This is a genomic window from Clostridium beijerinckii (genome assembly GCF_036699995.1).
Lineage (GTDB): Bacteria > Bacillota > Clostridia > Clostridiales > Clostridiaceae > Clostridium > Clostridium helianthi.
The window spans coordinates 3,884,866-3,909,740 of the sequence record NZ_CP144906.1 but is presented as its reverse complement, the minus strand read 5'-3'; the positions used below and the strand labels follow the sequence as shown (position 1 = coordinate 3,909,740).

The 24,875-nt window shown below is 30.6% G+C and carries 24 protein-coding genes; 19 read left to right on the top strand and 5 right to left on the bottom strand.

Annotated elements, in window-relative coordinates; all coding sequences use genetic code 11:
- Positions 1 to 2: 2 nt before the first annotated feature.
- From PZA12_RS18045 to PZA12_RS18015, 7 genes are all read left to right on the top strand, one after another.
- Positions 3 to 905, top strand: coding sequence for a glycine betaine ABC transporter substrate-binding protein (locus PZA12_RS18045; protein ID WP_103698031.1), 903 nt, complete (start codon positions 3 to 5; stop codon positions 903 to 905).
- Positions 906 to 927: 22 nt separating this feature from the next.
- Positions 928 to 1,689: an ABC transporter ATP-binding protein gene (locus PZA12_RS18040; RefSeq protein ID WP_017210444.1), complete on the top strand. Its 762-nt coding sequence runs from the start codon at positions 928 to 930 to the stop codon at positions 1,687 to 1,689.
- Positions 1,690 to 1,695: 6 nt separating this feature from the next.
- Entirely contained in the window at positions 1,696 to 2,307 is a 612-nt protein-coding gene (locus tag PZA12_RS18035; protein WP_103698032.1) for an ABC transporter permease, read from the top strand.
- Between the two features lie 470 nt (positions 2,308 to 2,777).
- Positions 2,778 to 3,344, top strand: coding sequence for a sigma-70 family RNA polymerase sigma factor (locus PZA12_RS18030; protein WP_103698033.1), 567 nt, complete (start codon positions 2,778 to 2,780; stop codon positions 3,342 to 3,344).
- Positions 3,334 to 4,395, top strand: coding sequence for a DUF4179 domain-containing protein (locus tag PZA12_RS18025; RefSeq protein WP_103698034.1), 1,062 nt, complete (start codon positions 3,334 to 3,336; stop codon positions 4,393 to 4,395). Before PZA12_RS18030 ends, PZA12_RS18025 begins: the two co-directional genes overlap by 11 nt.
- A gap of 160 nt (positions 4,396 to 4,555) precedes the next feature.
- Entirely contained in the window at positions 4,556 to 4,834 is a 279-nt protein-coding gene (locus PZA12_RS18020) for an autorepressor SdpR family transcription factor (protein WP_012059708.1), read from the top strand.
- Positions 4,821 to 5,453, top strand: coding sequence for an SdpI family protein (locus PZA12_RS18015; RefSeq protein ID WP_103698035.1), 633 nt, complete (start codon positions 4,821 to 4,823; stop codon positions 5,451 to 5,453). Before PZA12_RS18020 ends, PZA12_RS18015 begins: the two co-directional genes overlap by 14 nt.
- Positions 5,454 to 5,644: 191 nt before the next feature.
- Here the strand turns inward: PZA12_RS18015 and PZA12_RS18010 are convergent, their stop codons facing one another.
- On the bottom strand, positions 5,645 to 6,406 hold the full coding sequence (locus PZA12_RS18010) for a DeoR/GlpR family DNA-binding transcription regulator (protein ID WP_103698036.1): 762 nt from the start codon (positions 6,404 to 6,406) through the stop codon (positions 5,645 to 5,647).
- Positions 6,407 to 6,911: 505 nt separating this feature from the next.
- On the opposite strand from PZA12_RS18010, the gene PZA12_RS18005 reads away from it, so the two are divergent.
- Entirely contained in the window at positions 6,912 to 7,475 is a 564-nt protein-coding gene (locus tag PZA12_RS18005; RefSeq protein ID WP_103698037.1) for a sigma-70 family RNA polymerase sigma factor, read from the top strand.
- Complete coding sequence (locus tag PZA12_RS18000) at positions 7,472 to 8,554, top strand: DUF4179 domain-containing protein (RefSeq protein WP_103698038.1); 1,083 nt, start codon at positions 7,472 to 7,474, stop codon at positions 8,552 to 8,554. Before PZA12_RS18005 ends, PZA12_RS18000 begins: the two co-directional genes overlap by 4 nt.
- A 487-nt stretch (positions 8,555 to 9,041) precedes the next feature.
- Here PZA12_RS18000 and PZA12_RS17995 read toward each other — a convergent pair whose 3' ends face one another.
- Together PZA12_RS17995 and PZA12_RS17990 are read right to left on the bottom strand one after the other, a co-directional pair.
- Positions 9,042 to 9,329 carry a Dabb family protein gene (locus PZA12_RS17995; RefSeq protein ID WP_103698039.1) on the bottom strand — a complete coding sequence of 96 codons (288 nt, stop codon included), beginning with the start codon at positions 9,327 to 9,329 and terminating at the stop codon, positions 9,042 to 9,044.
- Positions 9,330 to 9,520: 191 nt separating this feature from the next.
- Positions 9,521 to 10,318, bottom strand: coding sequence for an SDR family oxidoreductase (locus tag PZA12_RS17990; protein ID WP_103698040.1), 798 nt, complete (start codon positions 10,316 to 10,318; stop codon positions 9,521 to 9,523).
- Positions 10,319 to 10,842: 524 nt separating this feature from the next.
- Here PZA12_RS17990 and PZA12_RS17985 point away from each other — a divergent pair.
- The 7 genes from PZA12_RS17985 (at position 10,843) to PZA12_RS17955 (ending at position 19,269) form a co-directional block, all read left to right on the top strand.
- Complete coding sequence (locus tag PZA12_RS17985) at positions 10,843 to 11,667, top strand: nitroreductase family protein (protein ID WP_103698041.1); 825 nt, start codon at positions 10,843 to 10,845, stop codon at positions 11,665 to 11,667.
- Positions 11,668 to 11,939: 272 nt separating this feature from the next.
- The gene (gene ppsA / locus PZA12_RS17980; protein WP_103698042.1) at positions 11,940 to 14,552 is read left to right on the top strand and encodes a phosphoenolpyruvate synthase; all 2,613 of its coding nucleotides are present in this window, start codon (positions 11,940 to 11,942) and stop codon (positions 14,550 to 14,552) included.
- Positions 14,553 to 14,935: 383 nt separating this feature from the next.
- Positions 14,936 to 15,193, top strand: a complete 258-nt coding sequence (locus PZA12_RS17975; RefSeq protein WP_103698043.1) for a CD3324 family protein — start codon at positions 14,936 to 14,938, stop codon at positions 15,191 to 15,193.
- A 616-nt stretch (positions 15,194 to 15,809) separates the two neighbouring features.
- A complete protein-coding gene (locus PZA12_RS17970) occupies positions 15,810 to 16,676 on the top strand; it encodes a sialate O-acetylesterase (RefSeq protein ID WP_103698044.1) in 867 nt (288 codons plus the stop codon).
- A 536-nt stretch (positions 16,677 to 17,212) separates the two neighbouring features.
- Positions 17,213 to 17,623 carry a peptide deformylase gene (locus PZA12_RS17965; protein ID WP_103698045.1) on the top strand — a complete coding sequence of 137 codons (411 nt, stop codon included), beginning with the start codon at positions 17,213 to 17,215 and terminating at the stop codon, positions 17,621 to 17,623.
- Between the two features lie 181 nt (positions 17,624 to 17,804).
- A complete protein-coding gene (locus PZA12_RS17960; RefSeq protein WP_103698046.1) occupies positions 17,805 to 18,338 on the top strand; it encodes an RBBP9/YdeN family alpha/beta hydrolase in 534 nt (177 codons plus the stop codon).
- Positions 18,339 to 18,396: 58 nt separating this feature from the next.
- Positions 18,397 to 19,269, top strand: a complete 873-nt coding sequence (locus tag PZA12_RS17955; protein WP_103698047.1) for an SPL family radical SAM protein — start codon at positions 18,397 to 18,399, stop codon at positions 19,267 to 19,269.
- 95 nt (positions 19,270 to 19,364) lie between these two features.
- On the opposite strand, the gene PZA12_RS17950 is transcribed toward PZA12_RS17955, so the two are convergent.
- Both PZA12_RS17950 and PZA12_RS17945 read right to left on the bottom strand, forming a co-directional pair.
- Positions 19,365 to 20,309 (bottom strand): NAD(P)-dependent oxidoreductase, encoded by a 945-nt coding sequence (locus PZA12_RS17950; protein ID WP_181005984.1) that lies wholly within the window; start codon positions 20,307 to 20,309, stop codon positions 19,365 to 19,367.
- 88 nt (positions 20,310 to 20,397) lie between these two features.
- Entirely contained in the window at positions 20,398 to 21,513 is a 1,116-nt protein-coding gene (locus PZA12_RS17945) for an alkaline phosphatase family protein (protein WP_103698049.1), read from the bottom strand.
- 129 nt (positions 21,514 to 21,642) lie between these two features.
- On the opposite strand from PZA12_RS17945, the gene PZA12_RS17940 reads away from it, so the two are divergent.
- The 3 genes from PZA12_RS17940 (at position 21,643) to PZA12_RS17930 (ending at position 24,866) form a co-directional block, all read left to right on the top strand.
- Positions 21,643 to 22,539 (top strand): LysR substrate-binding domain-containing protein, encoded by an 897-nt coding sequence (locus PZA12_RS17940; RefSeq protein ID WP_242984817.1) that lies wholly within the window; start codon positions 21,643 to 21,645, stop codon positions 22,537 to 22,539.
- A gap of 394 nt (positions 22,540 to 22,933) precedes the next feature.
- Positions 22,934 to 24,073 (top strand): acyl-CoA dehydrogenase, encoded by a 1,140-nt coding sequence (locus PZA12_RS17935; RefSeq protein WP_161224329.1) that lies wholly within the window; start codon positions 22,934 to 22,936, stop codon positions 24,071 to 24,073.
- 13 nt (positions 24,074 to 24,086) lie between these two features.
- On the top strand, positions 24,087 to 24,866 hold the full coding sequence (locus PZA12_RS17930; RefSeq protein WP_173708402.1) for an electron transfer flavoprotein subunit beta/FixA family protein: 780 nt from the start codon (positions 24,087 to 24,089) through the stop codon (positions 24,864 to 24,866).
- Positions 24,867 to 24,875 lie beyond the last annotated feature (9 nt).

The following is a 24,875-nucleotide window of genomic DNA, read 5'->3' as shown; positions in this document are numbered from 1 at the left end:
TTATGAATAAAAATATTAAAAGAATCATAGGAACGTTATTAATTACAGTTACACTTGGAGGGCTTGTTGCTTGCGGAAATAGCAAAGGTTCAAGTGGAGATAAAAATACAATTCGCATAGGGTCAAAGGACTTTACAGAAAATTCAGTAGTAGGTGAAGTTTATGCATTAGCTCTTGAAGACAAAGGTTATAAAGTAGAAAGAGTACCTAATATAGCAAGCTCAGTTATTCATACATCGCTTGTAAATGATGAAATTGATTTATACCCAGAATATACTGGTACTGGATTATTGGCGATTTTAAAGAAGGATTTAATTACAGATCCAAAGCAAGTTTATGACACAGTTAAATCTGAATATGAAAAGCAATTTAATTTAGAATGGCTTGACTATTCGCCTGCAAATGATGGACAAGGTTTAGTAATTCGTACAGATGTAGCAAATAAACTTGGAATCAAAACTATTTCTGATTTACAAAAACATGCAGGTGAAATCAGATTTGCATCACAAGGTGAATTTGATAAGAGAGAAGATGGTATTCCAGGCTTAGAGAAAGTTTATGGAAAGTTTGATTTTAAATCTACAAAGGTATATGACAATGGGTTAAAGTACGAAGTGTTAGCGAATAATGAAGCAGATCTTGCACCAGCATCTACAACAGAAGGTCAATTAGTAAAACCTGAATTTACTTTATTAGAAGATGATAAACACGTATGGCCTCCATATAATTTAGCACCAGTAATTAAAAAATCAGTATTAGATGCTCATCCAGATATTGCTGATATTTTAAATAAAGTTAGTGCAAGCTTAGATACTAAAAAGATAACAAAACTAAATGCAGAAGTTGATGTAGATAAAAAAGAATACGAAGAAGTAGCTAAGGAGTATTACGATTCTATTAAATAATAGATAGAAGGAGATATTCAAGATGAGTATAGCAATAGAGTTTAAGAATGTTTATAAACAATTTAAAGGAGCAGCATATAGCGCAGTTGATAATGTAAGTCTAAAAATCGAACATGGAGAATTCATTACAATTTTAGGATCTTCAGGGTGTGGAAAGACAACACTTCTTAAGATGATTAATCGCTTGTATGATCCACATAAGGGAAGTATTGAATTTTTTGGTGAGGATATTAGTAGTAAAGATCCAGTAGAGTTTAGAAGAAAAATAGGTTATGTAATTCAACAAGTTGGGCTGTTTCCACATATGACCATAGCAGGTAATATAGCAACTGTTCCAAAGATACTTAAGTGGCCTAAGGAAAAAATAGAAGCAAGAGTAGATGAATTACTTGAACTTGTTGGGCTTGAGCCAAAGGAGTTTAGAAATAGATATCCAGCTCAGTTATCAGGAGGCCAGCAGCAACGTGTAGGACTTGCTAGGGCTTTAGCAGTTAATCCAGATGTTATGCTGCTTGATGAACCTTTTGGTGCTATTGATGCAATAAATAGAATAAATCTTCAAGATGAGTTATTAAAGATTTATAATACTTCAAAGAAAACATATCTGTTTGTAACTCATGATATTAATGAAGCATTTAAACTTGGAAGCAAAGTGTTAATAATGGATAAAGGAAAGATACAGCAATTTGATACACCAAGAAATATCGCTAAAAATCCTGCAAATGATTTTGTAAAATCACTAATTAATTCTGCAAAAGGGCAGGAAGTATTTTTGGAGGATTAAAAATTTATGATTGATTATTTATTAAAATATCCCGATAAATTATTAAAAGCATTTGTAGGACATATAGAAATTGTATTAATTACTTTAGTAATTTCTATAATATTATCAGCATTATTAACGATATTAGCGGCTTATTCAAAAATAGCATCTAAATTGCTGGTTAATATATTTGCTATGATATATTCAATTCCTAGTTTAGCATTATTTGCGATTTTGGTGCCAATAACAGGGCTTGGTAAAGTTACTGCAATTATAGTTTTAGTACTTTATAATCAGTACATACTACTAAGAAACACAATAGATGGTCTTAATAATGTCGATGCTTCCATTGTAGAAGCGGCAACTGGAATGGGAATGAGCAAAAGCCAAATATTATTTCAAGTTAAATTACCTTTAGTCACTAAGCCAATTTTTGCAGGAATCCATCTTGCAGTAGTATCTACAATAGGTATTGCTACAATTGCGGCCTCTATTAATGCTGGCGGGATTGGAAGTGTCTTATTAGACGGACTTAGAACAGTAAATACAGCTAAAATACTATGGGGAACCTTAATGTCAGCAGGCTTAGCTATAGTAGTAAATGCAATACTTAATATGATTGAAAAAAAGATCACTTAAAGCCATATATATTGCAAAAATAATTCTTCATTATAACTTCAAAAATATTGCAAGAATTTTAGCTCTAATTATGAATTGTGAAATGTGCATTGTTAATCGCAACATATATAAACCTTTATAAACCTTTGAGAAATTATATTTTTAATAAACAAATATCATATAATCAAAATAGGATTTAATATATTAAAGTGATATTATCAAAGAATTTAGAAAGATCTGTTAAAATTATTTTATAATTTTGATAGATTTTTCTTTTTTTATACGAATTAATATATGTAAGTACAAACTTACTAAATGCAAGCTTGCGTTATCCGATAGCGAGCATCTGTATCATTCCCGATTCTTCAATTGGGTGATAACAGCTGCACGCTTCTGGACATTGTACCCCTTGAGGGGATAAGTTCAACTAAATTCAGCTGGAGTATGAAACTCCACCTGAAAAGTTTACACTTTATGGGAAGAGGTAGAAAATGAAGGTGAATGAAGATAATTATATTAAAGAATTAAGAAATAGGAATGAAAAAGCCTTGGATTATGTTATTGATAATTATGGTTGGATTATAAAATCTATTGTAGGAAAGCATCTATATGGGATCAATAGTATTCAAGAAGAATGTATAAATGATATTCTTTTAGGAATTTGGAACAACATAAATAGCTTTGATGAAAGTAAAAGTGAATTTAAAAATTGGGTGGCTGGTATATGTAAGTTTAAATGCATTGATTACAAACGAAAGTATTTAAAAGACTTACAACATGAAAATATAGATGATTTAAATATCAGTGATGATGGTATTAAAATGAAGAATTTAGAAAATGAATTAAGTAATGAAGTAGAATCGCTGCTTGGATGTTTAAAGGAGAAGGATAGAAATTTACTTTATAAGCTATATGTTGATGAAATGGAGATTGATGAAATAAGCAACCAATATGGAATGAAAAAAGAAGTTATATACAATAGGCTATCTAGAGCAAAAAAGAAAATAAAAGATATTTTTAATATTAATAATAAAAGAGGTGTTAAGTATGAAAAATAGTGTATATAGTCTGCTTAATGATACAAATATTAATTTGGATGAATATAAAAAAGAGGATTTTAATGATATTGAGAAGAAATTACTTAAAAAGAATATTAGAAAATCTGTAAAGAAGAGTAGAAAACAAAATGTTGGAAGAAAAGTAATAGCTGTAGCTGCAATAATAGCAGTACTAGTTGGTATGTCTTTTGGAAATACGGGAGCTTACGCCATATCAAAAATAAATTTATTTAGCGAAAGTATTTCAAGTTTCTTAGGAATAGAGAAGAACTTAGAAGATTATAGTACTGTGATTAATAAATCTGTCATGGATAATGGAGTAAATGTCAAATTAAATGAGGTAATATTAGATGATAATGAATTAGTTATATCTACTAATATTAGCTCAGATAGGATTTTAAAAGATTACGAAACTTGGGATAGTGAAATGACCCTGTATATAAATAATAAGAAAGTTAAATTTACAGGAGCAAGCGGAGGTATTAAAAATTTAGATAATAATACTACGCAAGAAGTATTAGAATATGACTTAGATTCAATAAAAGATATTGATTTAAGTGGAGATTTAAATATGAAAATTATATTTTCTAAAATGGCAGTAAATTATCAAGATGATATAAATGGAACTTGGAAGTTTGAATTTAAAACTAATGGAGATAAACTTAAAATAGATACTAAAACAGTAAATCTTGACTATGAATTTGATATTGAAAATGGAGAAAAATATATATTAGAAAAATATACAGATAATGCTTTAGGTAAAAAAGTATATGGGAAAATCATTAATAATTCAGTCAATAATGGAACATACAAGATTTTATTAAAAGGATATGATGATCTAGGGAATAAGGTAGAATTTGATTTATCAAGAGGAAGAAAAAATTGGTTTGTATTAAAATATGAAAATGTATTAGTGGGAAATATGAGTGAAAAGGCAGGTAAATTAATTCTGACACCTTATGCAGTAAAAATGCCAGAAGAAGGTGGTGAGGAACCTAAATTTGATGAATATAAAAAAGTTGGAGATGAATTTACAATAAATATTAAATAAAAAAGTAATGGGGGAGAACCAAATCTAGATAGAGGAGGTTCTCCTTTTTAAGTAATATCTATTTAGAAAATAATCTAAATAGATATTGACTTTGAAGATAAGAATTGATATATTCTATTTAGAAATATTTCTAAATAGAATATAAAAGGGAGATGATAATTTGGGGTTTCCAGAAACTTTTAAAGCATTGTCAGATCCAGTTCGGAGAGAAATTTTAGTAATGCTGAAAAGTGGTAAAAAATCAGCTGGGGAAATTTCAAAAGAATTTGATATGACAGGTGCAACAATTTCATATCATATATCTCAATTAAAAAAAGCAGGTTTGGTTTTAGAGACAAAATACAAAAATTTTATATATTACGAAATCAATGTATCGGTATTTGAAGAAGTAATGCTTTGGTTTTCGCAATTTGGAGGCAATGAAGATGAAAAAAGATAACATTTTATGGATTACAACTATTATTTGTTTTTTGCCATTGATTCTTTCATTTGGATTATATGATAAATTACCTGAAGTAGTGCCTATTCATTTTAATTATGCAGGTGTTCCAAATAATTATGTGCCAAAAGCAGTTGGAGCGTTTGGAATGCCGGTTTTAATGGCGATAATTAATATTTTCATACACTTTAAGCTTAATAATGATCCAAAGAAAATGAATTCACCATCTGCATTGAAGTATTTAGGAAAGTGGTCTGCTCCAATTATTTCAGTCGTATTAGTACCAGTAACCTTATTTATTGCACTTGGATATAAAATTCCTATTCAAATTATTACATCAGTAGTCGTAGGAGTTATTATTGTAGCAGTTGGAAACTATTTACCAAAATGCAAACAAAATTATACTGTTGGTATTAGATTACCATGGACATTAAATAGCGAAATGAATTGGAATAAAACTCATCATATGGCAGGATATCTTTGGATACTTGGCGGTATTTGCATGATAATCTTAGGTTGTATGCAGATGAAAAGTGCTTTATTAACTCTAATTATTTTATTAGTTATTGTAGTAATTCCATGTTATTATTCATATTGGTTATATAAAAATGGGGTATAATAAAATACTTTTTTCATAAATAGTATATCCGCAAAAAATTTTTAGAAGCATACATGTAATTGGTTTACATAAACATATGTATGCTTTCTTTTCTACATTAAAGAAAGCATACAATATATGGATATTCGATTTCGGCTGATATCCACGTAAGTTCAATTCTCATTGTGGAACCCTATAGTATGTATTAAATCTTATAATAGCTTAACAGTTAAATTATTCAGCTGTTCTCTAATATCATTAGTGATGTTTGAATCTGTAACTATAGCATCAAATTCATCTATAGTTGCAAATTTATAGAGACTATCTGTATTAAATTTTTCTGTTTCAACAAGCAAAAATGCTTCTTTACTTGTTGAAACTATAAGTTCTTTAAGATTACCATCTTCTAACATAGAAGTACCTACGCTGTTAGTAATTAAATTTACACCGGAACTTCCTAAAAAGCCTTTATTAAAAGTATATTTAGATATGCTCTTAATGGCTTCTGAGCCTAAGACTCCGCCGCTTCTATTGTCATATACACCACCTATGCATATTAATACAACGGTTTCATTGTTATTGAAAAGTGGTGGAATTATAGACATATTAGTTATCAAAGTTATTTTTTTGGTACTATTAGCTATTAGTTTTGCTAATAAAAAATTTATGCTTGAGGACTCTAAAAAAATAATATCTCCATCCTCTATAAGTTCAAAAGCTTTCTTAGATATTAACTCTTTGCTATTTAAGTTAACTGTCATTCTGGTAGTTATAGAGCTTAATTTAGAAATTTTTCTATTTAATATAGCTCCACCATAGGTCCTTTGAAGATCTCCATTTTTCTCTAACCTTTGTAAATCCTTTCTTATCATACCTTCTGAAACATTAAATTGTTCACTTAGTTCTTTAACTTTCACTCTACCATGTTTATTAAGTATATTTAAAATCTGTTCTAGTCTTTCTTCAGTAAACATTTAGGCACCTCACCAATCATTATCGTTTAGTATTGTTGTTGATTAATATTATAACATTATTCTTTTAATTTATAAAATATATTGAATAGATATTTAAAAAGGTATATAATGATACCAAAAGTTAATAAACGATATACAATGGTAAAAAATAAACTCAATTAGTGGAATATTTTAAAAAAGATATAATTTAGCGTTATAGGGTAATGCCTAGCGTCATATTTTATATATTTAGGCATCTTCAAAGAATAGCTGTAATGTTAGCAATTTTTGAAGGTGCCTAATTTAATAGATATATACAGAATAGCATATAAATATGAATCAACTTAAAATAACATTGCAAATAATAAATATATAGTATTATAAATACAGGATAATAGTTCAATGTAAGGGCAATATCCTGTATTTTTATTCATAAAAAGCAAAAAAATTGTTATTTGTTGTGAAGTATCTCGTTATTACTCCGTATTTATAGATGAAATATATAAGATAAGAAAGGAGTTAAGCAATGGCTATCAATGAAGATAATGTTTTATTAGAACTTAAAAAAAGAAACACTAAGGCTTTAGAATATATAATAAATACTTATTCAAATCTCGTTTTTAAGGTAGTTATAAATGTTTTAGGAAATGATAATTATGAAAGTGCTAAGGAATGTCTTAATGATATATACCTCTTAGTATGGAATAAGCATCAGCTTTATAATCCAGAGAAGGCTTCCTTTAAAAATTGGATCTTAGCTGTCAGTAAGTATAAGGCTATAGATTATAAGAGAAGGTTAAAGAAAACAAATAATGTAAGCATCGAAGATGAGTTTTTATTTTCTTCTAATAATGTTGAAAATGAATATATCCTAAAGGAAAAGAAGAAGGAATTACTTGAGCTACTAGATAATGAAAGTAAAACAGACAGGGAAATATTCATAAGAAAATACATTTTTGATGAAGATATAAACAGTATAACCCAAAAATTAAAGCTATCAAAAGGTGCAGTTTATAACAGGCTATGGAGAACAAGGAATTCTCTTACAGAAAAACTAAATGTTCAGTGCGAGGGGGAGGTAGTAAAATGAAATCAAATTTTAATGAAGATGAAATTTTAGTTCTATTAAATGATGTTACTATTACTGATAATGAATTAAGTTCCTTGGAATTTAATGATATAGAAAAAAGAAAGTTACTTTGTAAAGTGATTAATAAGGTTAAAGAAAATAGTTCAAAGAGAAGGCGTATTTCAGTAGCTGCATCTCTTATCTTAGTATGTTTAATGGCATTAGCAGGCAAATCAGTAATTGCAACCATAAATGCAGAGATATTTGGAGACAATAGAGGACTTGAACAAGCAGTGAAGCATAACTATGTACAGGAAGTAAATGAAGGTATTGTCAATGATAGTGGAGTAGGAATTCAAGTAACTCATATGGTAATAGATAAAGCAAAATTTGCTTTATCCTTTGATTTAAAATTTGATAATCCAGAAATCTTAAAGAAGAATTTACAATGGTTAAATATGGATTTAGAAATAAAAGATGATAAAGGGAGAATAATTAAGGGATATTGCGATCAAGACCTTTCTGATAAAAATGTACTGGGAGTTATTAGTTCGAGTTCTGATAACTTTGAAGTTCTAAATAAAGATACAGGGGAAGCAAGATATAATCTTATACTAGATTCTGATGATAAGAATATTCCAGTTCTAAATAATATAGATATAAATATAAAAACAATTTCTTTTGATTCTACTGATGACCAAAATGATAGCATAGATAAGGAGATAAAAGGAAAATGGCAATTTAGCATAGATGTAAATAGTGAATTCAAAAATAATAAAAGTATATTTTTTACTGGAGAAAATACTGAAAATGAGATTAAGGTAAATTCTGTAGAAACGACTCAAACAGGTACGGTACTAAAGTTTACTCCTTCTAAGAATTTAGATTATAAAGATATATTTAAGAATGTTTATCTTATTGATGACAAGGGCGTAAGCAAAAATGTTACAGGAAATGTAGGTTATATGGATGATGAAAATAATAAGTCAATTTATACAGTAACTTTTCCTATAACAACTTTTGATAATCCTAAAGATTTGAGGTTTGTAATTAAAGATTACGATGGAAGAAATGTTGAACTAAAACTAAATAGAAATTAGTTTTAGTTAGAAGAAATAAAGGAAAAATATATATATTTAATTAGATTAAAAGCTTAAGCTAAATTAAACAAAAGCAACAATTGAATGGTTTAATAATAGCAAAAAGTAATTTAAGTAGTAAAAATTAAGAATATAATGGATTTAATACTACTCTCATTTAGAGGTTATATGGTGAAGCAAAAAACTATAACCATACTTTTAAATTTAAATGGTCTATAATACTATATATGTTGTAATTGGATTTCTACATTTTGATTTTCACTTATGGCCTATCTAACTGAAATTTTAAATGTAAATTTATTATTGCAACATATATATTCATATTTTCTATAAAGTTAATAATGAAGATATGTTAGTAATTAATTTCTAACTTTAATAAACCTTCCTACATTAACTTTTTTTAAGATAATTAGGAAGGTATAAGTTTCTTATTTTAGTATTAAATATACTAACTATTATTTTTAAATGTAAGTAGTTGTGTTACTATTTATAAGCTATAACATACGGATGCTTGTGTATCTAAGACACTGCCAATAAATTTAGCAACTTCTAAGTGATTTGGATGAATAAGATATTTATCTAAATCTTCTAATGATGCAAATTTTGTAATCAGAATTATATCATAATTACTTTCACCAGGACGAATATTTATTTCTGCCTGTATGTCTATCAGAACATCTATTTTTCCTCTCATGCTTAGAAGAATTTCTTGAGTTTTTTTAATACTATCAGTATCTCTATTCTTTAATTTTAATAATAAATTGTTTATGATCATATTATTTTACCTCCTAGAATATTTAATGTAGTTTGTGCGATTTAATGACCATTGATTTAGAAGAGAATTTTCTTCATAACATGCAAGCTGCTACGAGTAGCAAGGATTACAAAGTTCTTGACACTAATAAAGTGATTACTAAATAATACAATAGGCCTATGTTGAATTATTTAGTAGATCGTCTTTATAGACTATATAGTCCTTATTATTCCGCCATCAATAATATGCTCACTACCAGTGATATAAGATGCTCTGTCTGATACAAGAAATGCAACAAGTTCAGCGATTTCTTCAGGCTTTGCTGGACGACCAAGTGGTATGCCGCCAAGGTTATCCATTAATTCTTGACGTGCGTCATTATAGTCAATTCCGGAATTTTGTGCCATTCTTTCAATAAGACGCTCAGCAGCTTTTGTTTCTGTAAAACCTGGAGCAACTGTATTTATTCGTATTCCATTTCCACCAAACTGTGTAGCTAGATTTTTGCTGTAATTTGTTAGAGCTGCTTTAGCAGCAGAGTATGACATAGTCATTATCCCAGGTAGTCTCCTTTGAATAGATGATATGTGAATTATTACACCTTTCTGTTGTTTAATCATAGATGGTAGAAAACCACGATCCAAGCGTACAGCTGAAAAAAGATTTTGGTTAAAGGCTTGCAACCAGTCGTCGTCACTTAAACTTAATGCTCCAGAAGTGGAGGATGAAGAACCACCTACATTATTTATTAAAATATCTAATCCACCAAGTCTTTCAAGAGTCTCTTTAATGATTCTCTCAGCACCCTCTGGTGTGCTAACATTTGCTTGAATGAACCCTATAGAATCTGGCAAATCATTAGGCATAGTTCGTGCAGTTGTTATTATTTTTGCACCCGCATTAAGCAAACGATTAACAATTGATCTACCAATACCTTTAGTTCCACCTGTTACAAGTACGCGTTTACCCTCAAGTTCTTTATTAATATCAAATGATAAAGTATTTTGCATAATTAAAAATACCTCCCTTTAAATAAGTTTATCTACTTAATCAGTATAATTAAGTAAACTTGACGACATCACGTCAAGTTTTGGAATGGTATTTATTTACTTAAGCAAAATCATTATAGGGAGATAGGTCGTATCATATAATTTAATACTTTTATCTTTTGGAAAGTGGGTAAATAGGAATTCTAATTTGATAACATTATGCAATATTATGTGATTTTATTTTCTTAGTTATACAGCGGATTTTATTCATTTTGATTCAGCGATTATAACTTGACATAATGTGGTCAGGTTATGCTTGTTATAGTTAGAAAGATCGATTATATAAAATAATCATTAGAGAAATAGTATTACATAACGGTTGCTACAGCTAAAATAGATGGTGATTTTGATAAAACTGGACTTCCAGATATTCTATTATTAGATTTTCATTTCACTATATTAAAGGGAATGGTGGCTAGCTTAGAAATATTGTTTCCTAAAAATATATAAATTAAGTAAAACAATACGATGAAGGAGAGAATTGTATGAATAATTTTATTAAAGTTAATTCTGAAAAATGCACCAAATGTGGTCTGTGTGTGAAAATATGTAGAGGAACATTGGTGATGAGTGATTTAGGACCTAAAGTAGACAAGGATCTTTGTATTGAATGTGGTCATTGCGTAGCTATTTGTCCCAATGGTGCTTTAGACAGCACAAAAACTCCATTAGATAATCAAGTGCAAATACAAAAAGAAAAGTTAATAGATTCAGATATTGCGGCCACTTTTCTTAGATCAAGAAGATCTATTCGAACATTTCAGAAAAGGGATGTATCTCGAGATATAATTAGTGAACTTCTTAATATAGCTAGATTTGCACCAACAGCTTGCAACTCTCAAGGTCTTTCGTATCATGTTATTGATAATCATGAGATTCTACATGAAATTACTTCGATTATAGCTGACTGGGCGGAGGAATCTATAGAAAATGGTGTTTTAAAGAATTCACCGTGGGTACAGAATACTGTTTCGACAATAGAGCAGTATCGTAATGATAACAAAGATACCATATTAAGAGATGTTCCATGTTTAGTGATTGCAACAGCTCCAAGAGAACAAAAAGAACTTGGTCGTGACAATACACACTTTTCATTAACATATGTGCAATTATATGCACAAACATTAGGATTAGGAACCTGCTGGTCAGGACTATTTGAATATTGTTCTATGGCAGAATATGAACCTCTTTTAAGATTGCTGAATATTTCTAAAGATAGGGTAGTAACAGGTGCACTATTAGTAGGTTATCCACTTTATAATTTTAAAAGACTGGTAGATAGAAATCCTTTAGAAATCACATGGCAGTAAAAAGTAGTAATTTCTAGGAGTGAAATGTTTTAATTTATAAAAATCAACTATTCCCCTCAACTTTATTATACCATATGAAATTTTTAAATAACAGGCTTATAATATGTGCTTATTCTGTGTATCATAGGAACAGAATCACTTCGTAGAAAACTGCTTCACCCGTATATAGAAAATATATTAAAAGTTTAAATGGTTTTAACGGAAGTATAAGCGGGTGAGCAAGTGAATTAAACTACTCAGGGTTCCGACTTAAAAGAGGAAGGGGAATGTGTATGAATTCATATGTACTTAGCTTTCAGGAGATTGATAAAACAAAGATTTCCATGGTTGGAGGGAAAGGCGCTAATCTAGGAGAATTATCTAGAATTACTGAAATTTTAGTACCAGAAGGTTTTTGTGTTACAACAGAAGCGTATAAAAAAATAACTGAAAATAATGAAGAACTTAAAGGTTTATTAGATGAATTATCGCATTTTGGAGTAGAAGACATAGAAAAAATAAGAGAAATTAGCAGTGAAATTCGCAAGGTAATTGAAGGGATAACTATACCTGAGGTTATTAACGAAGAGATTGCAAGATCTATATTAAGACTTGGTGAAAAAGATTCATATGCCGTACGTTCTAGTGCAACCGCAGAGGATTTGCCGACAGCTTCTTTTGCAGGTCAGCAGGATACGTATTTAAATATTATTGGAAAGGAATCAATTTTAAAACATATCAGAAAGTGCTTGGCATCACTGTTTACAGAGAGAGCAGTAATTTATCGTATTCAAAACGGATTTGACCACAATAAAGTGCACCTTTCTGTGGTTGTTCAGAAGATGGTATTCCCTAAGGCGGCAGGAATTTTGTTTACTGCTGATCCTGTTACTTGTAATAGAAAATTGGTGTCCATTGATGCAAGCTTTGGGTTAGGGGAAGCCTTGGTTTCTGGATTAGTGAATGCTGATAATTATAGAGTACGCAATGATAAAATAGTAGATAAGAAAATATCTACTAAGAAGCTAGGTATCTATTCTTTAAAAGATGGTGGTACCGAAAAGTTGGAGATTGAGCCTGAAATTCAAAATAGTCAAGTGCTGACAAATGAACAGATTTTGAAACTTACACATATGGGGAGAAGAATTGAAGAGCATTTTGGCTGCCCACAAGACATAGAATGGTGTTTGGCTCACGATACATTTTATATTGTTCAGAGCCGACCAATTACTACTTTATATCCAATTCCTGAAGCTAATAATGAAAAAAAACATGTATATTTATCTGTGGGACATCAACAAATGATGACCGATCCTTTGATGCCACTCGGAATGTCTTTAAAGGAGTTGATATCTTTCGGCCGATGGTTTAAGGCTGGTGGAAGATTTTTTGTTGATGTGGCACCAATGCTGGCTTCACCAGATGGCAGAAAAAACTTATTAAATAATATGAAACAACTTGAACCTCTCACAGAAGACGCAATTATGACCATAATAGAGCGAGATTTCATAAAATGCTTACCAAATGATAAAGAGGAACAGAGTGACATTAAAAGGAATAAAAGTATCTCAGCTGCAGGTTCAGAGCCACAAAAGGAATTGGATCCGACAATCGTTTCTGAGCTGATTAAGAAGACTCAATCATCCATAGAGGAGTTAAAACAAAATATCCAAAAGAAATCAGGGGTAGATTTAATTGATTTTATTCTAGAAGATACGAATGAGTTAAAGAGAATTTTATTTGATCCACAAAGTACAGCTGTATTTATGTCTGCTATAAATGCTTCGCTTTGGATTAATGAAAAGATGAACGAGTGGTTAGGTGAAAAAAATGCAGCCGATATCCTTTCTCAATCTGTACCAAACAATATTACTTCGGAAATGGGTCTAGAATTAATGGATGTGGCAGATGTGATACGTCCTTATCCAGAAATAGTTGATTTTTTGCAGCATGTAAAAGATGATAACTTTTTAGATGAAGTGATTAAATTTCATGGTGGGAAGGAAACAAGGGATGCAATCTTGTCTTATCTTAGGAAATTTGGAATGCGCTGCAGTGGAGAAATCGACATTACTAGAACTCGATTCAGCGAAAAACCAATTACACTTGTCCCTATGATTTTAAGCAATATCAAAAACTTTGAGCCGAGTGCTGGCAAAAAGAAATTTGAGCAAGGGCGACAGGAAGCTTTGAATAAAGAACAAGAGTTATTAAGTCGCCTAAGAGAGTTACCTGATGGTGAAGAAAAGGCCAAAGAGACAAAACGAAATATCGACTTGATCAGGAATTTTATAGGTTATCGCGAATACCCAAAATATGGCATGATTAGCCGATATTTTGTTTATAAGCAGGCTTTAATGAAAGAAGCGGAACGACTCGTACAAGATGGCGTTATTCATAAAAAAGAAGATATTTATTACCTTACTTTAGAAGAACTTCGTGAAGTAGTACACGCAAATGAACTTGATTATGATATTATAATTAAGCGTAAAGAAGAACATAAATTAAATGAAAAGCTAACACCACCACGTGTTATGACCTCTGATGGTGAAATTATTACAGGTAAATACAAGCGAGAAAATATTCCAGCTGGCGCGATTCCAGGGCTACCTGTTTCTTCTGGGGTCATAGAAGGAAGAGCACGCGTAATCTTAAACATGGAAGATGCTGTGTTAGAAGCTGGAGATATATTAGTCACATCATTTACAGACCCTAGCTGGACACCATTATTTGTATCAATAAAAGGTCTAGTTACTGAAATTGGGGGACTCATGACTCATGGAGCTGTTATAGCACGTGAATATGGATTACCAGCAGTTGTAGGAGTAGAGGATGCTACCAAACTGATAAAAGATGGAGAGTGGATTCGTGTAAATGGTACAGAAGGTTATGTAGAAATTTTATAGCGGAGAAGAGGCTATAAATTGAGATTACCGAATAGACAAGTGGAAACTTAAAAAAATTATTACCAAGGATCAATATTCATTTGACTATAACATTGATTCTAAAGAAGTCAAAAATGAGAAAATAAAACTTGATGAGATAGACTTCTAAAAAATTGAAGTGTTCAGACATTGGATTTAAAGATTAATTATGTTATACTCATATATATCATTTTATAGGACTTTGGAGGTGGTAGGTATGTTTATAAATTTAAAAAATGAAAATAACTTACAGAGTGCTTATGCCCATGCAGAATAGTAGAAATGCAACAAACTGCGTGGGATAAAAAGTTGCATTAGCTGCTGATTCTGCACTTTATTTATTAATTAAGTAAAGGGGTAGGAGCATGAAATATATCAATGCAGCAGATGTGCTTCCAAAAGAATTATTGAATGAAATTTTAAATTATGTAGATGGAGAATTGTTATATATTCCTGCTTCTAGAAAAAAACGAAAGTGGGGAGAAAATAGTGGTTCAAGAGAATATTATAAGAAACGTAATAGTGAAATAATCAATCAATATAAAAATGGAGCGACAATAACTAATATTGCCGATAAATATTGTTTATCATATGATTCAGTAAGAAAAATAGTGAATAAATAAAACAAGAGATATCTAAAATTATGCCTATGGAATAGACACATGAAAAAAGTGTTTAATCTATAGGCATTTTTTATTCTCTAGAAAACCATATTGGAAAATCTGTGGATATTGTATCACTTGAGGGGATAAATTATGAGAAAGGCTGATTTTGAAGGGGAACTTTTAAAAGATGATAGAAGAAAATATTGACCTGCGATTTTGTTATTCTTTAGGAAAGAATAATTATAACTATTCTTAAGGCTATTATATTAGATCAGAAAATCATAAAATAAAAGCATGCTTTAGTAGTAATTAAGCAAATACTAAGATTGATATTTCTATTTAGAATAAATAATATCAATAACAAAATCCACATACATTTTAAATAATAACCTAGGCTTGCACTAATGTTTGCATTATTTATCAAAGGCTAATATTTTATTATCTTCAAGTACAAAGTCTATAATAATAAAGACTTTAGCTATATGCATATGTTCAAATAATAAATCTAATATGATAATTAATAAACCTCGATTTTAAGGAATTTCGAAGATTTATCAGTTAGTACATAGGTCGATTAATAAAATTAAAGTGTAGTCTAGAAAGTGGATTGATAAACAAGGAGGAAAAGATAATTATGATAAATTCGTTTTTAATGGTTGGTCAATCAAACATGGCTGGCCGAGGATTTTTAAAAGATGTTCCACTAATTTGCAATGAACGTATAAAGGTAATGCGTAATGGGATATGGCAAATAATGACGGAGCCTATAAACTATGATAGACCTTATTCTGGCATTGGTCCGGCGGCTTCTTTTGCTGCTGCATGGTGTAGAAAAAATAAAGATGAAGAAATAGGTTTAATACCTTGTGCTGATGGTGGTACAAGTTTAGATGATTGGTCAGTGGATGGTCCATTATTCAAACATGCTATATTACAAGCAAAACTTGCTAAAGAAAGTAGTAAGCTTAAGGGAATTCTATGGCATCAAGGTGAAAGTGATTCTCTTTCAGGGCTTTACAAGGTTTATAATAAAAAGTTTTCAGTAATTGTTGATGCATTTCGTAGAGAGCTTGGTGAGCCAGATATTCCTATTATTATAGGTGAAATTGGAGATTATTTAGGAAGTGGATTTTTAGGTGCGTATTTTCCAGAATACCCTAAAGTAAATGAGGAACTCTTAGAGTTTGCCAAAGGCCACAAGAATTGTTATTTCGTAACAGCATCAGGCTTAACAGCTAATCCTGATGGTATTCATATAAATGCAGCTTCACAGAGAATATTTGGGCTTAGGTATTTTGAAGCATATGATAAATTAAATCATATATTAACTCCACTAGAAGGTGAAGAAGATGCTATTAACATAGACAGTGAAAGAGTTTTAACAAAGACTGAAAAGATGACAATACTAGAAAATAAATTTGCTGGAGGACATATATCATTAGAAGACTATCAAATACAAATGTCAAATATTAATAATGATAATAAGGTCTTCTTGAGTTAAAAGTATAATACAGAGTTAAATGTAGTGGACAGATGTTTTACGAGTTTTCTTTAATTCAGATTCTAAATAAAAATGAGTCAGTAGAATCACTATATTCTAATATTCTTTACCATAAATATGGTGAAGAATATGCTTGAATAATGCGGGTTAGAAGGCTGTAGGTTCAAAAAAAATCTGGATTTTTATGTGATTTAAGATAGAAGAACAGTTTTTATATTGAGATATAAGAAGTTTGAAGAGAGAACAAAATTGTAGAAAGTTAAATGATTTAGGGCGGAATCTAAAAAGAGAGAAGTCTTTGCTAAAAAAATAGAACATGATCAAATACTAAGACATAAACCAATGATATTAAAAGTATCATTGGTTTATGTTATAATTTTTTTAATCAAAGATGTGTATTAAATAAAGAACTTATAATTAATTATACAAAATGATATAGTTACGCAAATTTATTTAGTAGGATTAGGTTATAAGATGTATTTTAAGACTACATCCTATTCTTTATAAAAAATATAACTGAAAAAGAGGTATAAAGTATGATAAAACCAATAGTAAAAGATATATTATTTTTAGGGCAAAAATCAGAAGAGGCAACTAAAAATGATATGGTAGTAATTGATAATTTAATAGATACATTAAGAGCAAACTTAGAGCATTGTGTTGGATTGGCGGCTAATATGATTGGAATAAAGAAGCGCATATTAGTATTTACTGTAGGCAATTTTATTGTACCTATGATAAATCCAGTTATATTAAAAAAGGAAAAGCCTTATGAAACAGAAGAAAGTTGCTTATCTTTAATTGGATTTAGAAAGACAAAGAGATATGAAACGATAGAGGTTATGTATCTTGATAGAAACTTTAATAAGAAGAAACAAGTGTTTAATGGATTTACAGCACAAATAATTCAACATGAAATGGATCATTTTGAAGGTATAATAATCTAATTATCAAGTTAAAAACGTAGCTTGAGCATACTAAAAATAAATGCTGAAATGCAAAGGAAAGCACAATATTCAATTTATATTTGCTTTTAATAACTGCATTTACATCAGCATATATGTATGTTAGAATTTGGTACAAAAATGAAATCTTTTAGAAAAAGTAAGATGGTTTGAGGTGTTAATAATGAATATAAAGATAGTTCCTGGCCTTAATAATTCTGGGCCAGAGCATTGGCAGAGTATTTGGGAGAAAAAATATGGATTTAAAAGAATAGCCCAAGAGGAATGGGATTATCCAGTATATAAAGAATGGGAAAAAAATTTAATAGAAAATCTTTCAATAGAAAATAGCTGCGATGTAGTATTAGTTGCACACAGCCTTGGCTGCTTGCTTACTGTAAAAGCCATGCCTAAGATACGAAAGTACTTGAAAGCAGTCTTCTTAGTGGCTCCACCAGATCCAAACAAGGAACAATTTCCAAATTTTTTAGACTCATTTGAACATTTGCCAGAGGATAACCTGGAGTTGCCTGGAATGCTAATTTATAGTGAGAATGATCAATATTCCTCATCTCTGTTTTGTATAGAAAAAGGCAAACAGTGGGGCCTTGAAACAGTATCTGTGGGTAGAAAGGGTCATATAAATAGTGAATCCAATATAGATGATTGGAATGAAGGATTTAATTTATTTCAGAAACTATTGGAAAGAATTCGATAAGATTAATCACTTTTAATTGTTAATTGTACAGTGTTAATTTGAAGGGAGTTACGATTTTATGCATGATGTAGTGGCAAAAGGTATATTATCTAGTAGTAATGGAATGAATATTTATAGAGGATGTACTCATGGATGTATATATTGTGACGCCAGAAGTCATTGTTATGGAATGGATCATATATTTGAAGACATTGAGGTTAAGGCTAATGTGCTGCAGTTATTAGAGGACGCACTTAAGAAAAAAAGAAGAAAGTGCATGATTGGAACAGGTGCAATGAGTGATCCATATATTCATCTAGAAGAAAATCTTCAAAATACAAGAAAATGTTTGGAGATAATTGATAAGTATGGATTTGGACTCGCGATACAAACTAAATCAAATAGAATTTTAAGAGACTTAGAGTTGCTAACAAGTATAAATAAAAAAGCAAAGTGTGTTGTGCAGATGACATTAACAACTTATGATGAAGAATTATGTAAGATTATTGAACCTAATGTTTCTACAACAAAAGAACGATTCGAAGTTTTAAAAATAATGAGGGATAACAAAATTCCTACGGTAGTTTGGCTAAGTCCTATTTTACCTTATATAAATGATACAGAGGAAAATATAAGAGGAGTTTTAGATTATTGTATAGAAGCTAAAGTTAAAGGAATTATAGTATTTGGTATTGGATTAACATTAAGAAATGGAAATAGGGAATATTATTATAAGAATTTAGATAAGCATTTTAAAGGTTTAAAAGAAAAATATATAAGAGAATATGGGAATAGTTATGAAGTGTTAAGTAAGAATCATGAAAAATTAATGAAAATTATTAAAGACACCTGTCAGCAGAATAATATTATTTTTGGAGTGAAAGAAGTTTTTAATTATATGAAAGCTTTTGAAGAGGAGAATAATGAAGTTCAAATAGGTTTTGATATATAGGAAATAATTTATATGATAAAAAGGTTTTCTCTACTTTGTATATAATATTCATATACAAAGTAGAATAAAGGGTTCTTATTTTTATTGCAGAAAAACTATAACTGATTGAGCTTGCTTTCAGGCTCTTCACCATTCTCTACACGCTTTATATTATTCACGAAGAAATCATATCTTTTTTTATGGAATTTGAGACCATCAGGCAAGCCTGCCGTATGAGGAGTAAGTATCACATTTCTTAGATTTCGGAGTTCACTGTCAATTGGAAGAGGTTCAGATTCAAACACATCAAGGCATGCTCCTGAAATGTCTCTATTTTTTAATGCATCTATCAAGTCTCTTTCATTGACAATTCCGCCGCGGGCTGTATTGACAAAAAGTGCAGTATTCTTCATTTTCTTGAATACATCTTTGTTGATTAGCTGTTTGGTTTGCTGATTTAAGGATACATGCACACTTACTATGTCTGATGCGCCTACAAGAGTATCGAAATCCGTCATTTTCACAAAACCGTCAGACTGTACAACGGGATTTCTAGCATAAACCAGAACATTCATATCAAAGACCCTGCAAAACTCAGTTACTTTTTTACCGACGGAGCCAAAACCTATAATCCCGATGGTTTTGCCTTTTAATTCACTCCCTGTATACTGCAATTCATTTTCATCTATCTTGTTCTTCATGAAAGCATCAAGAAACGGTATATTTTTATAATAAGACAATATCAGCGCCATTACGTGCTCTGCAACTGCCTGTGCATTCACTCCTGCAGCATTGGCCGCCCAAATACCGTACTGTGTGCAGGCATCTATATCTACATTGTCAAATCCAGCACCCGTCTGTACCAACTTTAATTTTTTTGCTATAGAAAGCAGACCGCTGTCCACTTTAATATGTTCAGGTATGAGTACCTGACAATCTTCAATATGATGCAACATTTCTTTTCCAGGCTGGACAATTACAATGTCCCAGTCTTCTGGAAAATGCCTTACAATATTTGATTTTGAGGTCTCAGTATAATATCCGACTATAAGAATTTTCATTTTTAAACCACCTTTCATGCTCTATATCTATTTCGAAGAAAATCCGTTTGATATTTACAATTATAGTCTTTGCAAAATGTCTACACTGCTATCTGGATAACAATTGCAAAATATTTGAAGTTATATCTTTACTGAATTGATACTTTTCTTGTGATGCAACAGGATTAATTGCTGCTAAAGGTATTTCCATTTCATAAAGGGAGCCGTGAGTTCGTATGTCTTTAGTATTTAAATAAATACCTTCAATTTCAGCAAATGCATAATCTTCAGAGGCAAAAATGACGTAGTCTCCTATACTATTTATTGGCAAATGATAAAGTTCAGCAGCTTCTTTGTTATTCATAATTTTGTCAACTGATATTTGAGCAGACACAAATTGGAGATACTTTTCCATTTCATCTGCATTTTTCATATACACATAAAGTGTTCCACCTTCCTGATATGCATGATTTTCAATATATCTATCTTTCATTGGAGGTACGCATACAACATGAAAACCTGCTTGTTCAGATAAATTTTGAAAATTTACAAGAGTAGTTTTTTTATTCATTCCATGGTCAGCAGTAATATAAATCTGGCGGGTTGGTTCTAATTCGTGTATTTTTTTGATGCAGTTATCAATATCGCTTATTTGCTTTTTAGCCTGTTCAGAGTTTGGTCCATAATGATGCATAATATAGTCATTAGTAGTGCAGTACACAATTTCAGGAGATTCTTTTTGTATGCACGTATAGGCTGCATCTAAAATCCATTTGCTACTTTCTACACTTTGTATTTTTGGCGGCATAGAAATGCCTAGCTGCTCTAAAAGGTTAAGGTCAGGCTTTTCAGCACTAATTCCTAAATCAACATCTTCTCCATATACTTCAAGAATCTTTCCTTTTACTGTCAATAAAGCAGTTTTACCACCAATACTTTTAATGTGCTGTAATATTGTAGTAGCTTTCATAAATCCTTTCTCTTGTATAAATCCAGACTTTCCTGTTATGTGATCATAAAAGAAATTTCCTACCATTTGTGTCTCATTTGGCCAAAGTCCTGACAGAATAGAGGCATGATTAACATTGGTTACAGTAGGAACTGCACCATAGATATTTTTTATGAATCCTTTTTGCTCACATAAACCATAAATATTTGGTGCATTTTCTAAAGTAAAATACTCTGGAGAGCACCCATCAATGACAACAATCAATATTTTTTGCATAATTTACATCCCCTTTAATCAAGGCACTTATTTGTTTTTAGATTATCACCTCTATAATGCTTTGTAAAATATGAATAATATTATATAATGATTAGTAAATACTTAACTATATGGAATGGGGGATTTCAATTGACAATTCGTGATTTAGAAATATTTGTAGAAGTTTGTACTCAAATGAGTATGAGTAAAGCCGCTCAAAAATTATATATATCGCCATCATCCGTTAGTCAGTCAATATCAGCGCTGGAGAATGAATATAATACAAAGTTATTTGAGCGATTATCTAAAAAACTATATTTGACTTCTAATGGAAAGGAATTGCTTTTCCATGCAAAACAATTATTATATGATTTAGGGCAAATGAACTTAAAAATGAGAAATCTTTCCTATCAAGGACTAGTACGCATTGGAGTTTGTACCACAATTGGTCATAAATTAATTTACCCAATATTAGAGAAATTCCAGAACCTTTATCCTTCCGTAAATATTCAAGTTGAAATTGGAAATAGCTCCTACATAGAACAAAAGATATTATCATATGATTTGGATGTAGCCATTATTCAAATGGAATCTCCTTGCAGTGAGTTAACATATGTTGATTTTTTAGATGATAAACTAATGCTTGTTTGCCATCCAGAAAATCCCCTTGCTGAACAAACAATTAAAATTAATCAATTAAGCTCAGAACCAGTAATAGCCCGTGAACCTGGAAGCAGAACTCAAAAAATGCTTCAAGATATTTTTGATGAATCGCATATTATTCCTAATGTTACATGGATTTGCAAAAGTATTGATTCTATAAAAGAAGCTGTAATTCATAATAAAGGAATAGCACTTTTATCTCAATACTTAATACAAGACGAATTAAAAAACAGAAAAATCGCAAAAATAAATTTAGAAGAATATAATTTTACAAGGAAGTTCTATATTTCATATCATAAAAACAAGCATTTAACAGAATATATACATAACTTTATAATGCTGTGTAGTACAATAAAGGATGAGAATCCCCTAAAGGTACAATAGTACTTTGGATATATTATGTATATGTTGGAGAAAGTACATTCTATTTGCAGTCAACCTTATATATTAATTTAAATAAGATTTGAAATGCCTCATAACAATGTGGTCACGTTTTGATTTAAAGAGCATTTTCCATATGATAATAAAAAATGGATGTTTATCCCGATAAAGGATAAACATCCATTTTTATTTAAATACTAAGCAATTTAATACTTAGTAACTTGTCTTTAAGTCAATTGAGCAACAGATTTCTTAACTTGTGAGAAGATCAGAAAATAATTTTAAGAATAGATAATAAATTTTAAAGTTATGAATAGTATTTAATTGATAATATATTAAAGATTTATATATATTTATCTGCTATTAAATAGGTTTAATTAACAAGGAGGGTAATTTAATGAATTTTAAGTTGACTAGAGAACAACAATTAGTACAACAAATGGTTAGAGAATTCGCAGTAAATGAAGTTAAGCCAATAGCTGCTGAAATCGACGAAACAGAAAGATTCCCTATGGAAAACGTTGAAAAAATGGCTAAGCTTGGAATGATGGGGATCCCATTTTCAAAAGAATTTGGCGGAGCAGGCGGAGATGTTCTTTCATATATAATTGCTGTGGAAGAATTATCAAAAGTTTGTGGTACTACAGGAGTTATTCTTTCAGCGCATACATCATTATGTGCAACAGTAATTAATGAAAATGGAACTAACGAACAAAGAGCAAAATATTTGCCTGATCTTTGTAGTGGTAAGAAAATTGGTGCTTTCGGATTAACAGAACCAGGTGCTGGTACAGATTCTGGAGCTCAACAAACAACTGCTGTATTAGAAGGGGATCATTATGTATTAAATGGTTCAAAAATCTTTATAACAAATGGTGGAGTTGCAGAAACTTTCATAATATTTGCTATGACAGATAAGAGCAAGGGTACTAAAGGTGTTTCAGGATTCATAGTTGAAAAATCATTCCCAGGATTCTCAATAGGAAAAATAGAAAACAAGATGGGTATTAGAGCATCTTCAACAACTGAATTAGTTATGGAAGACTGTATAGTACCAAAAGAAAACTTACTAAGTGTTGAAGGTAAGGGATTCGGAATAGCAATGAAAACTCTTGATGGAGGAAGAATTGGTATAGCTGCCCAAGCTCTAGGTATTGCAGAAGGTGCTTTTGAAGAAGCAGTTAACTATATGAAAGAAAGAAAACAATTTGGTAAACCATTATCAGCATTCCAAGGATTACAATGGTATATAGCTGAAATGGATGTTAAAATCCAAGCTGCTAAATACTTAGTATACCTAGCTGCAACAAAGAAGCAAGATGGTGAGCCTTACTCAATAGATGCTGCAAGAGCTAAATTATTTGCCGCAGATGTTGCAATGGAAGTTACAACTAAGGCAGTTCAAATCTTTGGTGGATATGGTTACACTAAAGAATACCCATTAGAAAGAATGATGAGAGATGCTAAAATATGCGAAATCTACGAAGGAACTTCAGAAGTTCAAAAGATGGTTATCGCAGGAAGAATTTTAAGATAGGAGGACTTTTAAAATGAATATAGTAGTTTGTGTAAAACAAGTTCCAGATACTACAGCAGTAAAAATTGATCCTAAAACTGGCACATTAATAAGAGATGGTGTTCCATCAATAATGAACCCAGAAGATAAGCATGCTTTAGAAGGTGCATTACAATTAAAAGAAAAAGTTGGAGGAAAAGTTACTGTAATAAGTATGGGACTTCCAATGGCTAAAGCGGTTTTAAGAGAAGCATTATGTATGGGAGCTGATGAAGCTATTCTTTTAACAGATAGAGCACTTGGAGGAGCTGACACATTAGCAACTTCAAAAGCATTAGCTGGAGTTATTGCTAAATTAGATTATGATTTAGTGTTCGCTGGAAGACAAGCAATTGATGGAGATACTGCACAAGTAGGACCAGAAATAGCAGAACATTTAAACATTCCTCAAGTAACTTACGTTCAAGACGTTAAAGTTGAAGGAAATACATTAATAGTAAATAGAGCACTAGAAGATGGACATCAAGTAGTAGAAGTTAAAACTCCATGTCTATTAACTGCAATCGAAGAATTAAATGAAACAAGATATATGAATGTTTTAGATATATTCGAAACTTCAGATGATGAAATCAAAGTTATGAGCGCAGCTGATATAGATGTAGATGTAGCTGAATTAGGGCTTAAAGGCTCACCTACAAAGGTTAAGAAGTCAATGACTAAGGAAGTTAAAGGTGCAGGAGAAATCGTAAGAGAAACACCTAAAAATGCAGCATACTATGTTGTAGGAAAATTAAAAGAAAAACACTACATCTAAGATAATAGG

Excerpts from the sequence above, each read along its gene's own strand:
- PZA12_RS18045 (WP_103698031.1), top strand. The coding sequence starts at position 3 with ATGAATAAAAATATTAAAAGAATCATAGGAACGTTATTAATTACAGTT.
- PZA12_RS18040 (WP_017210444.1), top strand. The coding sequence starts at position 928 with ATGAGTATAGCAATAGAGTTTAAGAATGTTTATAAACAATTTAAAGGA.
- PZA12_RS18035 (WP_103698032.1), top strand. The coding sequence starts at position 1,696 with ATGATTGATTATTTATTAAAATATCCCGATAAATTATTAAAAGCATTT.
- PZA12_RS18030 (WP_103698033.1), top strand. The coding sequence starts at position 2,778 with ATGAAGGTGAATGAAGATAATTATATTAAAGAATTAAGAAATAGGAAT.
- PZA12_RS18025 (WP_103698034.1), top strand. The coding sequence starts at position 3,334 with ATGAAAAATAGTGTATATAGTCTGCTTAATGATACAAATATTAATTTG.
- PZA12_RS18015 (WP_103698035.1), top strand. The coding sequence starts at position 4,821 with ATGAAAAAAGATAACATTTTATGGATTACAACTATTATTTGTTTTTTG.
- PZA12_RS18010 (WP_103698036.1), bottom strand. The coding sequence starts at position 6,406 with ATGTTTACTGAAGAAAGACTAGAACAGATTTTAAATATACTTAATAAA.
- PZA12_RS18005 (WP_103698037.1), top strand. The coding sequence starts at position 6,912 with ATGGCTATCAATGAAGATAATGTTTTATTAGAACTTAAAAAAAGAAAC.
- PZA12_RS18000 (WP_103698038.1), top strand. The coding sequence starts at position 7,472 with ATGAAATCAAATTTTAATGAAGATGAAATTTTAGTTCTATTAAATGAT.
- PZA12_RS17995 (WP_103698039.1), bottom strand. The coding sequence starts at position 9,329 with ATGATCATAAACAATTTATTATTAAAATTAAAGAATAGAGATACTGAT.
- PZA12_RS17990 (WP_103698040.1), bottom strand. The coding sequence starts at position 10,318 with ATGCAAAATACTTTATCATTTGATATTAATAAAGAACTTGAGGGTAAA.
- PZA12_RS17985 (WP_103698041.1), top strand. The coding sequence starts at position 10,843 with ATGAATAATTTTATTAAAGTTAATTCTGAAAAATGCACCAAATGTGGT.
- ppsA (WP_103698042.1), top strand. The coding sequence starts at position 11,940 with ATGAATTCATATGTACTTAGCTTTCAGGAGATTGATAAAACAAAGATT.
- PZA12_RS17975 (WP_103698043.1), top strand. The coding sequence starts at position 14,936 with ATGAAATATATCAATGCAGCAGATGTGCTTCCAAAAGAATTATTGAAT.
- PZA12_RS17970 (WP_103698044.1), top strand. The coding sequence starts at position 15,810 with ATGATAAATTCGTTTTTAATGGTTGGTCAATCAAACATGGCTGGCCGA.
- PZA12_RS17965 (WP_103698045.1), top strand. The coding sequence starts at position 17,213 with ATGATAAAACCAATAGTAAAAGATATATTATTTTTAGGGCAAAAATCA.
- PZA12_RS17960 (WP_103698046.1), top strand. The coding sequence starts at position 17,805 with ATGAATATAAAGATAGTTCCTGGCCTTAATAATTCTGGGCCAGAGCAT.
- PZA12_RS17955 (WP_103698047.1), top strand. The coding sequence starts at position 18,397 with ATGCATGATGTAGTGGCAAAAGGTATATTATCTAGTAGTAATGGAATG.
- PZA12_RS17950 (WP_181005984.1), bottom strand. The coding sequence starts at position 20,309 with ATGAAAATTCTTATAGTCGGATATTATACTGAGACCTCAAAATCAAAT.
- PZA12_RS17945 (WP_103698049.1), bottom strand. The coding sequence starts at position 21,513 with ATGCAAAAAATATTGATTGTTGTCATTGATGGGTGCTCTCCAGAGTAT.
- PZA12_RS17935 (WP_161224329.1), top strand. The coding sequence starts at position 22,934 with ATGAATTTTAAGTTGACTAGAGAACAACAATTAGTACAACAAATGGTT.
- PZA12_RS17930 (WP_173708402.1), top strand. The coding sequence starts at position 24,087 with ATGAATATAGTAGTTTGTGTAAAACAAGTTCCAGATACTACAGCAGTA.